The 14,141-nt window shown below is 48.7% G+C and carries 7 protein-coding genes; all 7 read right to left on the bottom strand.

The window, feature by feature from the left end; genetic code table 11:
- Nucleotides 1–33: 33 nt before the first annotated feature.
- From P304_RS14475 to P304_RS16130, 7 genes are read right to left on the bottom strand one after another with little or no spacing between them, the layout of a single operon-like run.
- The gene (locus P304_RS14475) at nucleotides 34–1,683 is read right to left on the bottom strand and encodes a PAS domain-containing hybrid sensor histidine kinase/response regulator (protein WP_051321489.1); all 1,650 of its coding nucleotides are present in this window, start codon (nucleotides 1,681–1,683) and stop codon (nucleotides 34–36) included.
- A gap of 20 nt (nucleotides 1,684–1,703) precedes the next feature.
- A complete protein-coding gene (locus P304_RS0106815; protein ID WP_027389931.1) occupies nucleotides 1,704–2,876 on the bottom strand; it encodes a hybrid sensor histidine kinase/response regulator in 1,173 nt (390 codons plus the stop codon).
- A 31-nt stretch (nucleotides 2,877–2,907) separates the two neighbouring features.
- Nucleotides 2,908–5,532, bottom strand: coding sequence for a hybrid sensor histidine kinase/response regulator (locus tag P304_RS16140; protein WP_051321488.1), 2,625 nt, complete (start codon nucleotides 5,530–5,532; stop codon nucleotides 2,908–2,910).
- Nucleotides 5,529–6,371: a sensor histidine kinase gene (locus P304_RS14465; protein WP_051321487.1), complete on the bottom strand. Its 843-nt coding sequence runs from the start codon at nucleotides 6,369–6,371 to the stop codon at nucleotides 5,529–5,531. Before P304_RS14465 ends, P304_RS16140 begins: the two co-directional genes overlap by 4 nt.
- Complete coding sequence (locus P304_RS16135; RefSeq protein ID WP_051321486.1) at nucleotides 6,368–9,910, bottom strand: hybrid sensor histidine kinase/response regulator; 3,543 nt, start codon at nucleotides 9,908–9,910, stop codon at nucleotides 6,368–6,370. Before P304_RS16135 ends, P304_RS14465 begins: the two co-directional genes overlap by 4 nt.
- A complete protein-coding gene (locus tag P304_RS14455) occupies nucleotides 9,886–11,694 on the bottom strand; it encodes a putative bifunctional diguanylate cyclase/phosphodiesterase (protein WP_051321485.1) in 1,809 nt (602 codons plus the stop codon). The genes P304_RS16135 and P304_RS14455 overlap by 25 nt, the downstream gene beginning before the upstream one ends.
- The gene (locus P304_RS16130; RefSeq protein WP_051321484.1) at nucleotides 11,691–13,985 is read right to left on the bottom strand and encodes a PhnD/SsuA/transferrin family substrate-binding protein; all 2,295 of its coding nucleotides are present in this window, start codon (nucleotides 13,983–13,985) and stop codon (nucleotides 11,691–11,693) included. Before P304_RS16130 ends, P304_RS14455 begins: the two co-directional genes overlap by 4 nt.
- Between the last annotated feature and the right edge of the window lie 156 nt (nucleotides 13,986–14,141).

Genomic DNA, 14,141 nt, shown 5'->3' with positions numbered 1-14,141 from the left:
GTAATTAGTGAACAAATGCACTTGTAGCACATCTTAATGTGACTCATCAACTTTCTTTTCATTATCAGCGGCAAGCGATGCTAACGGTAACCACTGAGCCAGTGTAGCGTATAACTCCGCCGCATGAACCGGTTTACCAAGATGAGCATTCATACCAGCTTCTACTGTTTTTTGACGATCTTCAACCAGAGCTGCGGCAGTAAGCGCAAGAATCGGGATTGCAGTATCTACCTCGCGAATGCGCCGTGTTGCCTCGTAACCATCCATAACTGGCATTTGAATATCCATCAAAATGGCATCAAAACTCCCCAAAGAATGGGCAGCCACCGCCTCCGCACCATTGTTCACGATTGTAACACGAATCCCCATCCGGCGCAGTTGTTCGCGCGAAACCTCTTGGTTGATGGGATTATCTTCAGCCAATAATACATGACCGGATAACCGTTGGTGTTTTTCGAGAGTTACCTTCGTGTGAGCCATGCCTTGCCGCAACGTCTCCTTGGTACAAAATAGCAGTGGCACATCAAAATAAAACGTCGATCCCTTATTTAACTCACTTCGGATGCGGATATCGCTTCCACCCATCGCCCAGACCAAGCGCTGACTGATAATCAACCCCAGCCCTGTTCCGCCATATTCGCGAGTGGTTGAAGTGTCAGCTTGACTGAATGCTTTAAAAAGGCGCGTTTGTTGCGTTGCCGAAATACCAATACCGCTGTCGTGAATCGCAAAAGAAATCCAGCGTATATTTTGATCAATCCGCAAACAATGAACGTGAACGCGCACCTCTCCATGGGAAGTGAATTTAATGGCGTTGCTTATCAGGTTACTGAGCACTTGGCGCAACCGCATATCGTCGCCGATATATGAGGAGTCAAGATGTGTATCAACCTCGAACGCCAAATGGAGTGCTTTCTCATGTGCCATTGGCGCAAAAAGCCCTTGCAACTGCTCCAGTAGCGCACGTAAAGAAAAGGGGCGTGGATCAAGCGTGAGTTCTCCCGCTTCAATTTTTGACAAATCAAGAATATCATTCAGGATACCCAGTAGGGCGAGGCCAGAGTGGTAGATTTTTCCCAATTGTTCGCGACATTTTCCGGCGGGAGCCTCGCGCAATGCCAGTTCACTTAAACCAAGAATAGCGTTCATCGGCGTACGGATTTCGTGACTCATATTGGATAAAAATTCACTTTTCGCTGTATTCGCCGCCTCAGCAGCGATCGCCAGTTCATTTGCCCGTTGCAGTGCTGCTTGTAATTGATCATTCGTTTCGTGAAGAGCCAGCTCCGCTTCTTTACGTTTTTGGATATTGGCATGGGTACCAACCACGCGCAATGGTTGGCCGGCGGCATCACGCGACACAACTTTTCCTTGTCCTTGCACCCACAACCAACGCGCTTCCGACGTCTGGTACCGAAATTCAACGGTAAAGTCGGCACCACACAAGAGCTGCCGCTGAACTTCAGCTTCAACATGAGGTACGTCATCTGGATGGATCATCGTTTTCCAGTCACTATAATGCATCACGTGACTGAAACACGAATAGCCAAGCATGTCCCAGCAATTACGATCCCACGTTATGGCATCGTCTTGCACATTCCATTCCCACACCCCTAAGCCGGTAGCGGTAATAGCAAGGCGGTACAGCTCATCGCTGGTCATTTCGTCGTCAAAAATATCCATCATATTTCCTTACTGAAGGCTTAGCGCGGCAGGGTAAGTGTAAATTCCGCGCCTCCATCAATATTGGCTGCTGTAATCGTACCGTTCATCTTTTCAATGATTTTGCGCGCCAAGGAAAGACCGATACCAGTTCCCTTTTTTCCTTTGGTCGACACAAACGGCTCAAATATCCCGTTTGGCAGCAAGTGATTCGGAATGCCTCCGGCATTATCGCAAATAAGCAGCCGATATTCTGTATCTGTTGTCTGTACCGCTATTGTAATCGTGCGTTGCGCAGGAGTATTTTCAAGCAAGGCATCGCGTGCATTATTGAGTATATTTAGGATGACCTGCTTAAACTCACTGGGAAACCCTTGAATGATAACAGGCATCTCCTGTAAAAAGTTTACTTCTATGTACGATCGCATCATTTGCCCTTTAAGCAACTCCATCACCTCGCACACCGCTTTGGTAAGATCGAACGCCACACATTCGGTTGAAGGTTTAAAAAACTCCTGAAAGTCTTGCACCGTTTGCGCCATAAACTGCACCTGACGGACAAGCATATCGTGTAGTTCGCGCACCCGATCTTCGTCAAGCTCTTGCAGCTCAAAACTCTCTAAAAGCTCATCCGCTGCGATGCCTATAATATTCAGCGGTTGTTTCCACTGATGCGCAATCGCCCCCATCATATTCCCTAAATCAGCCATTTTTGATTGCTGAATCAATACTTGCTGTTCGATTTCCCGTTCATGAACGAGAGCCGAACGCGCCGCCATTTCTTCAGCCACACGGTTCTGCAATTCTTCGTTAAATTGCGATAAGCGGAGTTCTTGAAAATGCAGACGAACTTGCGTTTTGATACGGGCACGAACTAACGAGGCGCGAAACGGCTTGACAATGTAGTCGACCGCCCCCATAGACAGTCCCATCTCTTCGTCGTTGTCATCGTTTTTTCCTGTTACAAAAATTACCGGAATACCATTTGTTTGCGGATTCCCCTTTAGACGCCGTAAAACTTCATACCCATTCATCACCGGCATAATTATATCCAGCAAAATACAATCTGGAATATGCATCTGCGCCATGGATAGCGCCGTATTGCCATCGGTGGCGACTAAGATATGATATTCGTCTTTGAGTGCCGTTGCCAGAATTTCCACATTGGTCGGCATATCATCGACAATGAGAATTTTGGGTTTTTCTTTGTTCATCCCTCTTCCCCTTTCACTCCCCTGCTCTCCTCTACGTATCACCACCTGACGAAAGATCCCCGAGTAGTTTATCGATCAAGGTGGCCGCATCCTGATACCGGAAATTACGCAGTGCACACTCAATCGCGGGCCAGTTTTGCAGCCGTAGATGGTTGGGTAGAGCACTTGCAAGCGGCTCCCATTCTTCGGCCGAAATCCATTCACCCTGAAGCGCCTGCGCACAGATTTTTTGGAGCACGCATGTCACATATTCCACATCAACAGCACGTTCGTCAATTTCATTTTTGACGCGCTGATCGCCTGAGATGAGCCAGAGATCTATGTCTTGGTGGATTTGCTTCATGCCTTGGTAAAGCGCATCAAGCAAACACGCGTCAATGGCTTGCTGGCTGTTTGCCATAGCGTCGACACGAGCCGCAAGCTCAGCGAGCGTATCAAGGGAAAGATTCGCCGCTGCCCCTTTTAGTGTATGCGCAAAAGTGTGCAAGTCATTGCGTTGGGCGCCAGTCAATTCAGCGCCGTATACGAGAAACTGGTGCATTTGAGGAACAAAAGTACCCTGTAACATCCGGTTAAAATCAGCAAGCAAGTTGCGGTGGAGCTGCGTATTCCCCCCCAGCCTCGCAATGGCACGATCAACATTCAGCTTTGCAAATTCAGTGTTCTGGCAGGTGAAAGAGAGTGGCGGAGTGGTGCTGTTGATAGCTTTCTTGGCTTCCGACTGTGGCAACCACTGCGCCAGCAATGCGTAGAGTTCACCAAAATGGATTGGCTTACTCAGATGAGCACTCATCCCAACGCGCAACGCTTTTCGACGATCCTCGATCATCGCGGCCGCCGTCAGGGCAATGATCGGAATTTTGGGATGACCCAACCGGATGTTCCGTGTCGCTTCGTACCCATCCATAACTGGCATTTGAATATCCATCAAAATCGCGTCAAAATGTTCCCGTTCAACCATCGCAACCGCTTCTAATCCATTATTTGCTATGGAGAACGTGACACCCAGTAAACGCAATTGTTCACTGGCCACCTCTTGGTTAATCTGGTTATCTTCAACCAGAAGCACATGACCGCTCAATTTCGACGTGGGGAAGTCGATGACGACGGGACTACTCACTGGTGGCAATGGGGAAAAGGTTTCCGCACATACGCGAAGCGGCAGTACAAACGAAAATGTCGAGCCAACATTCGGGGTACTGACAATAGTAATATCTGTCCCCTCCATCGCCCAAACCAGACGCTGGCTGATAATGAGCCCTAACCCCGTACCGCCATAGTCGCGCGTGGTCGATGTATCTGCTTGACTGAAGGCCGTAAATAATCGAGCACGTTGTTCTTCTGATATCCCAATTCCGGTATCGCTGATAGCAATTTGTAACCATACCGTCGTTTGATCGCGTCGCACCTCGTGGACGGACACACGGACTTCACCGTAATGCGTGAACTTTAACGCATTGCCAATAAGATTCGTCAACACTTGGCGCAAGCGCTGCTCATCACCGATAAACGCTTGGTCAAGCGACTCACCAATGTCTATGGTAAAATGAAGCCCTTTTTCCTTAATAGTATGTTCGTAGAGGCTTTTCAGGTTGTCAATCAAGGCACAAAAATGAAACGCATACGGATCAATTTTCAGCATCCCCGCCTCAATTTTAGAAAAGTCGAGAATATCGTTCAGAATTCCCAACAAAAGCAGGCCGGATCGGTAGATTTTTCCAAGTTTTTCGCGATACACCCCTTGGGGGGCTTCACGCAAGGCTAATTCACTCATCCCCAGAATGGCATTCATCGGAGTACGAATCTCGTGAGACATATTCGCCAGAAAATCGCTCTTCGCCTTATTCGCCGCTTCGGCATTTTCACGGGCAGCAATCAGGGCTGCTTCAACCCTCATGCGATCCGTAACATCACGCACAAAGGCAATAACTCCCAGTTGAGGTTCATATGTGGCACTAATTTCGACAGTAATAGTACGCCCGTCTTTCGTGACATCAACCGCTTCAAAGCGCATTCGTCCGGCATCTATAATACTTTGCATCCGCTCTCGTATCTGTTCAGGCTTTAAAGATGGGTGCTTTACAATAGCCAGCGACTCTCCAAGAAGTTCCTCGCGAGTATATCCCGTCATATCGCAGTAGGCTTGGTTGACATCGAGAAAGATTCCATTTTGATCCAAAATAGCGAAACCATCCAGTGTCGTGCTGAGGATAGAATGGTAACAGCGGAGTTGATCGGCCAATTCCTGTTCGGTAACGGAAAGACGCCGACTCATTCCAACTTCATGCAAAACATGGTTGACGACATGCGGCAAACGATGCAAGAAATCGGTATTTTTAACAAGATAATCATACGCACCACGCTTCATCATATCCACTGCTACCTGTTCATCGCCAGCGCCCGTGATGACAATAAATGGAGGGAAGGCTATATGCTGTTCCTTCAGGGAATCGATAAAATGAATACCCGTCATATCTGGTAATGAATGGTCGAGCAGCATGAGCAATGCGCTCTCGACGCCGTGACGCTGTAACCATTCCAAAGCGCTACGACCATCAGTCAATATACATGGGGTGAGCCCTATGGACATCATAGCCTCCGCTTCAAGCGTGGCCATCCCCAAGTCGTCTTCAATAACCAGAATAGTGCCGCTCATATCCCCCCCTGCGGTGTTTGTTGAATTTCGACAAAAAAGCGGCTCCCGGCATTTTCCCTAGATTCGACCCAGATACGGCTGCGATGACGGTCGAGGATGCGACGCACGAGCGACAAACCGATTCCATCCCCCCCTTGAGCATGGCGAGGGTTGAGTTGGTGAAAAGGGAGCCAAATTTTCGCGTGATGTTCCTTGGCAATACCTATCCCATTGTCAGCAACGACATACAGTGCACCATTTTCGGTCACCGATCCCGAGAGCGTAATCACCAGTGGACGTTCTGGCGAACGATACTTCATGGCGTTATCGAGTAAGTTCGTAAATACCTGATTGATTTGACCGATATCGCCATAACACGTTGGTAACGGATCAACCGTGATGCGAGCCGCCGCTGCTTCCAGTTGAATGGTCATGGCATTGATAATTTGTTGAACCATCTCGTTCACATCTATCGTCTGTTTTTGAAGTTGCGTACGACCAGCGCGCGATATACGCAGCAATCCATTGATCAATGAATCCATTTTTCGCGTGCTTGATTGTATAAACGTATGCGCTGTCGGGATCTCTTCATGCAACATCGATGCAAGGTCGGCACGTACCGCATCCGGCACATCGGAACACGCAAGGCGATTCAGCAGAAACCCCATCAATTTCTCCTGTCGCTGGCTAAACCTATGAATATTGACCAGCGGAGAACGTAAATCGTGCGAAGCAATGGCAATGATATTTTCTAGTTCTTCATTCTTCAGCACCAATTCGGCATTGGTCGCGAGCAATTCTTCTATTTTTTGTTGCAACATCGCAGGCGAGTCGATGGTGCCGTACGGAAATGCGCTCATAGAGTTCCCCCTTGCGCTGCCCCACTGGCCGAGGTTTGTATCGCCAGCAAAAGCGTATCTATCAGTGTATGCGCTTCTTGATAGGCAACATTGCGCAGCGCCCGTTCGATATCACTCCAATACTGTTGACGAATAGCATGGGGAAGTAGCTTCCCAACTGGTTCCCAAAAGGTCGACTCAACCCATTCGCCACGTGCCACTTGATCGCGGATCGTCTCCAGTAAAGGGATAGCACGTTCAAGATCAACACTGCTTTCGTCGTCTTCCACAGTTGGTTGCTGTTGAGCTTCCAGCCACTGTACGATGGCGTCTTGCGCCTGCCTGACGCTGGAGTAGAGCGTTTCTACTATGTGAGGTTCAGGTGATTCGCCACGCTTGAGTATGGTATTTGCTTCAAAAGAGGCGCGCGCCAGCTCCTCCAGTGCTAAGTTACCGGCAATCCCCTTCAGGGTGTGGGCAAAAGCTTCCAGCGTCTTGCATTGTTCCATCGTTAAAGCATTTCGTGATTGAAATAATGGCTCTAATTGTGGCAGAAATGTTTCGCGCAGCTGCTCGCCAAAGGCGCCAATGAGGCGCTGATACAGGGCTCTATTTCCCCCCAACCGCTCGACACCCAGCGCCACATTCATACCGACAACGTCATCATCGTTCGTGACGTGTGCCTTTTGGATTGCGGCAGACTTTCCGTCATTTGGCTGCGTCTCTTGAGGCAACCAGCGCGCCAGAGTGGCGCGCAACGTCTGCGCATTGATAGGTTTCCCTAAATGATCATTCATTCCGACCTGTAAAACTTTTTGTTTGTCTTCGATCATGGCGGCAGCGGTCAGGGCGATAATCGGCACATCGGGGTGTGTTCGGCGAATGTGTCTCGTGGCTTCATACCCGTCCATTTCCGGCATCTGAATATCCATTAAGATGGCGTCAAAGTGGTTTTCATTGACCATATCAAGAGCTTCTACTCCATTATTTGCCACACGAACGCTCACGCCGATACTGTGTAATTGCTCCAAAGCAACCTCTTGATTAATGGGGTTATCCTCTACCAGCAAAACGTGTCCACAAAGCGGAAAGAACGGTGCCGAATCGACTACCGTTTTACTCATCAGCAATTGTCGTTCTTGTTCAGGGCGGCAGGCCTGAAAGGGGAGTGCAAAACGGAACGTCGATCCCATCCCCAGCGTACTTTCGACCGTTATCCCATCGCCACCCATCGCCAACACAAGCCGTTGACAGATAACTAACCCCAACCCAGTGCCACCGTAATCGCGCATAGTAGAGGTGTCGGCTTGGCTGAAGGCCTGAAAGAGACGACTCTGTTGCTCCTCGGAAATACCGATACCGGTGTCACGAATCGCAAAAGCAAGCCAGCAGACATGGCCTTCTTGACGAATGCGGGTAATTTTTGTGCGCACTTCACCCTGATCGGTAAATTTTATCGCGTTGCCGATAAGATTCATTAAAATCTGCTGCAGCCGCAAATCATCGCCAATATATGCCGTATCCAGTGGAATAGAGGTTTCAAAGGCTAAATGGAGCGATTTTTCGTAGGCGGATTGTGTAAAGAGATTCCGCATTTGACTCAGCACACCGTCCAGATAAAAAGGGCGTGGATCAAGCTCAAGCTTTCCCGCTTCCACTTTCGAAAAATCGAGGATATCGTTCAAAATCCCAAGCAGTAAACGGCCAGAACTCAGAATTCTTTCTAACCGTTCACGCCCTTTGCCAGGGGGCGATTCGGCCAATGCGAGTTCGCTCAACCCTAAAATGGCATTCATCGGAGTGCGGATTTCATGCGACATATTGGCGAGAAATTCGCTTTTGGCTTTATTGGCCAATTCAGCTTCTTCTTTCGCTTGTTGTAACGCAATCGTCCGCTCCTGAACGTGCTGTTCCAGTTCCTGATTCGATTGGCGCGAAAGAAAGAGTTGCCGCGCGAGCGATTCCGCCATTTCGCGGGAATTTTTAATCAGTGTATCTACTTCGCGGATCGTTGTTACTGGCCAATGGACAGTGGTTTCACCACGAAAAAAACGTTCTGGTAAACTCTTGGTCAGTGCCCCAAGCTCTTCAATCGCAACAAGAATACGGCGACTGATACCTTCGGCGATAAGCACGATCAACAGTAAGAAAAGAAACAAAAAGAGAAGTCGTTCGGTATATTTCGCATTTAACGCCTCCTGATGAGGTGCGACGGGTGCTTCCAGCCAAAGAATCCACTCTTGATGGTTCCCTATCGCAATTTGGGTTGCATAGTACGAAGAACGCCACCGTTCCATAATAGAGCTGAACCGTTTCGCTTCAGGGATCCACTGCCACAGATTTTCGCTGATTTGCGTCATCCCATCGGGCGAACGCTCCCGATACCGTTCCCCTTCTTTTTGGGTAACGCAACACGTGGCAATAATTACCCCGGCTTTATCAACCAGAGTAAAGAGCGATTGAATGCTTTGCGTTTCGTTATTGGTTTCTAAAAAACGGCGGATACTTGATGTATCGAGCAGGCCGGCAATATAGCCAGCAAACTCCCCATCTTTAATGATTGGTGCGAGCTGCATGATATCGGGTGGATGACCCGCTCCGCCCGCGTGCGAATGGAGTGCCCCAGAAAGCATCGAGTTTTGATCCTTTTGCAATGTGGCAAAGTAGGGGCGATGGGCATAATTTTTCCCGATATATGGCTCACCGTCATGATCATTCAATGGCGAATAGGCGATAGCGGTCGCTTGACTATCAAACAATCCCATGCGGATAAAGGCTGGTTCTATCTGGCGAAATTGTTCGAAATAGCGTTGCATCCGTTCGGGAGTGTGCGTCAACGACGCGTTCGCGAGGAACTCGACTATTTTCTGTTTACTTTGAAGCCAAACGGAAATACTGAGCGCCATTCGTTGGCCAGAATTGGTCAGGTCACGTTGTATATGCTGGTCTATAGTCTGGAAATCATTTTTCGCTTCAAAACTCAGATACGCCAACGATGGGATGAGGACGAAGAGCACAAGAATATGAAAAAAAAGTTCGCGCAATGCCACCCCTTCGGGGCAACGGGTAAGGAGCATGGCTCCACGACAGAGAAACCATGCCAGTAACGCATTGACAATGCCGTTGATCGCCTGTTTGAGCATGATCAAGTAGGTGGTGGTCAGCGGAATCTGCATGATGATGTGATAGAAAAAATAGACTAGCGGAATGCCAATGCAAACCCAATACAGCACGTTAGCCATGACTAATGGCCGTCGACTCCGTTGCATAATCCACATGGTACACGCCACTTCAGCGGTCATAATCACGATGGCGTAGGGGTGTTTCCAAAGCACAAAAGTCATGGTGCTGATGACCAATGCTGCAACCAAACCATACCGTGCGCCAAGGGCTTTCCACGCTAAAAATGCGAAAATACTCCCAAAAATCAGATCGACATTAAAAAACAGGGTAAACTTGAACCAATTTCCCGCCAGACCACACAACACGAAGATGACAAACAAGCCAATTTTATTCTTCAATGTTATGTGGCACATTACACCCGATGTTGCATCAGCCATTCCTGCTCCCATACTTCTGCTGGCTCTGGTTTGCCAAAATAGTATCCCTGATATAAAATCGGCGACGCGCACCGTTTCGCTAAAAATTCAACCTGTTCCAGCGTCTCCACCCCTTCGGCGACCACTTGCAGCCCAAGGCGATCAGCAACCGCCAGAATCGCTTCCACCAGCGCAGCATCATCTGAATCAACTGGCGCATCCTGTATGAAAATTTTATCAATTTTTAACTCGCGTACTGGAAGTTGTTTCAGGTACGCCAATGACGAATAGCCCGTGCCAAAGTCATCGATGGAAAATCCTACTCCCATGGTCGAGATTTCTTTCATTTTCGCTGAAGTTTCTTCGAGGTTGTCGATAAACAGCCCTTCAGTCACTTCCAGAGTGATGAGTGCCGGATTTACCCCACTCAGACCAACCAGAGTTTTAAACCACATTACAAAATAGTGTTGCCGAAAGTGGCGCGGACTCAGGTTAATGGAAAGGTGGAGTGGTGATCCAGAAGCGGCACAATGGGAGATGATTTGCAAGGCTTCTTCAAAAATCCACTCGCTTAACGTCACAATCAGGTCTGTTTGTTCGGCCACCGGGATAAACAGCGATGGGGCAATCATGCCACGTTCGGGGTGACGCCAGCGCACCAGCGCTTCGGCACTCATCATTTTTCCATCGGCGTGAACTTTGGGCTGTAAATAGACGGAAAGCTGACCATTGCGGATGGCACTGCGCAGCTCTTTTTCAATCCAAAAATTTTCGGCATAACTATCTTTCATGTCCGAAGCAAAAAACACACACTGATTGCCACCAAATTTCTTGGCATGGTGCAACGCAATATTGGCACGGCTCAAGATATTTTCTGGTGTAAGGTCTGACGGGTCAGGGAAAAGGGCAATACCGATACTGACGGTAACCGAAACCGATTCTATTTCTAAACCAAAAGGGGCGGTACACGTTTCGTACATCACTTTGGTGTAGTGTTCGATATTTTGCTGAGCTTGTTGTGGGCTTATTGAGCTATTGAACGTGATTAACGAAGCAAATTCGTCGGCTGCGATGCGCGAGAGGTGCGCGTTTTCAATATGTTCAATAGCGGCATTGACACGCTTTGCCAAAGCGCACAGAAGCATATCGCCGATATATTCGCCACGCACCGCGTTCACAACCTTAAATCGGTCAATATTAATCAGAATGATCGCTCCCAAGCGGTCATTCTCCTTTAAGTCCCACAGGCGGAGCATAAATTGTGCCCGATTCGGTATTCCGGTCAGTGAATCGTAAAAGGCGAGCTGATGAATCCGCTGTTCTGACTCTTTTCGTTCCGTAATGTCCTGTTTTATGGCGAGGTAGCCGATGAGTTTGCGGCGCTCGTCAAAAATTGGCGAGAGTGCCACCAACTCGGTATATTCGCTGCCATCTTTGCGCACGTTCACAAATTCCCCGCGCCAGGTATTCCCTTTTTGGAGCGTTGCCCACATATCACGGTACATGGCGATATCAGTTTTCCCCGAGCGGAATATGCGTGGATTTTTCCCTATGACTTCGGCGGTAGTATAGCCAGTGGTTTTCAGAAACGTGTTATTCACAAAGACGATATTGCGATCAACATCGGTAATAATAACGCTATTAGGGCTTTGTTCAACGGCAAGGCTGAGTTTGCGAATCTCTTCGTAGGATGCTTCCAACTGCTGCTGAACGGCACGGATTTTTTGGTTATGTCGCACTAAACCAAAGATCACCAAAAGCAGTATGGCCGCACTAATCAGGAAAAAAAGCGTTAAATAGGTCACGTACGTGCCTCCGTTGTAGTATCGCCAGTATAATCATTTTTGAGCAACCAACGATGGAGCGCAGCAGATAACGCATTGCGGTCGATTGGTTTGCCTAAGTGGTCGTTCATTCCCGCTGCCAGCACCCGCTCCCTGTCGTGAGCCAACGCCGCAGCCGTCAATGCTATAATCGGTAACGTCTGATGGGTCGAGCGAATGTGCCGAGTTGCTTCAAACCCATCCATTACAGGCATTTGCAAATCCATTAGTATAAGGTCAACCGGTTGTTCGGCGACCATTTTCACGGCGATGGCGCCATTTTCGGCGTGCATTACCTCGGCGTTCATCCGTTGGAGAATATACGTGATTACGTCGACATTCAGGGGATTATCTTCCACAACTAAAATTTTCTTTCCCCTCAGGTCAATTTTGGCAAGGGCTGGCGTGCGCATTGGTTGCGTGTCAGCAACGGGAAACGCTATTGCTATCACCACTTCTGTCCCGACGCCGAATGTACTTGTCAGTGATATCGTACCACCCATTAGCTCCGTCAACCGTTTGGCTATCGTTAGCCCAAGGCCTGTTCCACCATAGCGGCGCGTGGTAGAGGAGTCGGCTTGTGTATAGGCCGAAAAAAGTCGCGCGAGTTGCTCTTGCTTCATCCCGATCCCGGTATCGCGTACGGTAAATCGGACGAGCACCGTCTCATTGATCTGTTCCGCCAGCGTGACATCAAACGTCACTGACCCAGTTTTTGTAAATTTAACGGCATTGCCGATAACATTCGTCAACACCTGTGCCAAACGTCCAGAATCTCCGATGACGGCAGCAGGGAGCTGTGGATCGAAATGGCTTATCAATTCGATCCTTTTGGTCGATGCCGTGTGCGCAAACAGATCGCGCATCAGGCGAGGTATTTCCGGTAAAGAAAATGGCTGGCGTTCGATTTCAATTTTACTCGCTTCGATCTTAGAAAAATCGAGAATGTCGTTAATAATTCCCAGCAACAGGTGTGACGCGTGCCCTATTTTCGCACAAAATTTCTTGGTATTTTCGTCGCGACACTGTTCTTGCGAAATTTCGGTGATGCCAATAATGGCGTTTAAGGGAGTGCGGATTTCGTGACTCATATTAGCAAGAAATTCCGATTTGGCCGTATTGGCCGCTTCAGCTTGGTGCGCCATATCGCGTGCATAGTCAAGGGCTTGGGAAAGTTCCAGATTGGTCTTTTGTAAGACGTCATCGGCATCGCGCAGCGCTTGGCGTTCTGCGTCAAGTTCGCATAACGTTGTCTGTAATGCGTGATTGCGCCGGATAAGCGCGAAAAGCAACACGATAATAATAGCGAGGAAGAAAAATGCCGTACTACTGGTGACGCGATATTGTTCCCATAAATCATGCAGGGTGATGTCGTGCTTGATATCATACGGGGGAATTTGTAGCGCACGCGCTAATTGTTCGACCGGAAAATAGTCGGCGGGTGGACTGAATCCACCAATATTTGATTCACGCGCGGAGAGCACGTTTTCATCCATTGCCAGCAAGACGGAAGCAATTTGCCGTACATGACGATCGTCCACATGCGGCAGCGCCAAAAAAGGCCACTCGGGATACAACCGCGTCGAGGTTACATAGGGAAATCCCGGAAAGTTCTGTTGATTGATGACGCGAATCTGATCTTCCGTTATTCGCCCCTCGTTTATGAGACTTTCTAGAATGCCGGTGCGCACAAAACCAACGTCTGCTTGGCCGCTAAGAACGGCATTGACCACTGCATCCTGATTCTCAGCAAGTACGAGCGTGACATCACTTGGAACATGTATACCGGCTTGTTGGAGTTCAAAGACTTGCGTCTGGTACCCTCCAAGGAACGTGCGTCCAGGGGTCGCAATCCGTTTTTGCTTTATATCTTGCAGGGTGAAAACATCAGAGTCATTGCGGGTCAGTATTACTCCCCCGAGACTGCTTGTTAGGATCCCTTTTTCATAACTCAGCAACGTGGCCAGCACACCGGTAAATGAATTCCTGCTTCTCAAGTCAAGGTAGTGGCTTGGGTTGGTAAAAATAAGATCTAACTCATTGCGCGCCAGCTTTTCTTCCATTTCTGGCTTTGTCAGAATCAAGAGTTCTACCTGTAGCGTGCTGAGTTGCGCGTTGAGGTGGTTGATAAACGTGAGCAGTTGTTTTTCAAGATAGGGTTTGGAACGATACGCGAAGACACCTAAGCGCAATGTATCGTGCGCCTGCACGTATGCAGGCAGAAGCACGAAACCGATGAATACACTACAGAATGTTTTGCATACCAGTCGCATAGCTATCTCCCTTTATCTTGTGGCAGGAAGCGGTTATCATACAAATCACGAAGTGTATCTTCAGCAGGGATAATATGCTTTTCGTACATGTTACGAGCGACCGTCACGGCGGCTTGCGGTAGAGTGCATCTTGCCGATTCACCACAAAGTGATCGA

It is taken from the genome of Chrysiogenes arsenatis DSM 11915, from assembly GCF_000469585.1.
Lineage (GTDB): Bacteria > Chrysiogenota > Chrysiogenetes > Chrysiogenales > Chrysiogenaceae > Chrysiogenes > Chrysiogenes arsenatis.
Note: the sequence above shows the minus strand (reverse complement) of the source record. Positions and strands in the feature narration are given on the sequence as shown.

Excerpts from the sequence above, each read along its gene's own strand:
- P304_RS14465 (WP_051321487.1), bottom strand. The coding sequence starts at position 6,371 with ATGAGCGCATTTCCGTACGGCACCATCGACTCGCCTGCGATGTTGCAA.
- P304_RS16135 (WP_051321486.1), bottom strand. The coding sequence starts at position 9,910 with ATGGCTGATGCAACATCGGGTGTAATGTGCCACATAACATTGAAGAAT.
- P304_RS16130 (WP_051321484.1), bottom strand. The coding sequence starts at position 13,985 with ATGCGACTGGTATGCAAAACATTCTGTAGTGTATTCATCGGTTTCGTG.
- P304_RS16140 (WP_051321488.1), bottom strand. The coding sequence starts at position 5,532 with ATGAGCGGCACTATTCTGGTTATTGAAGACGACTTGGGGATGGCCACG.
- P304_RS14475 (WP_051321489.1), bottom strand. The coding sequence starts at position 1,683 with ATGGATATTTTTGACGACGAAATGACCAGCGATGAGCTGTACCGCCTT.
- P304_RS0106815 (WP_027389931.1), bottom strand. The coding sequence starts at position 2,876 with ATGAACAAAGAAAAACCCAAAATTCTCATTGTCGATGATATGCCGACC.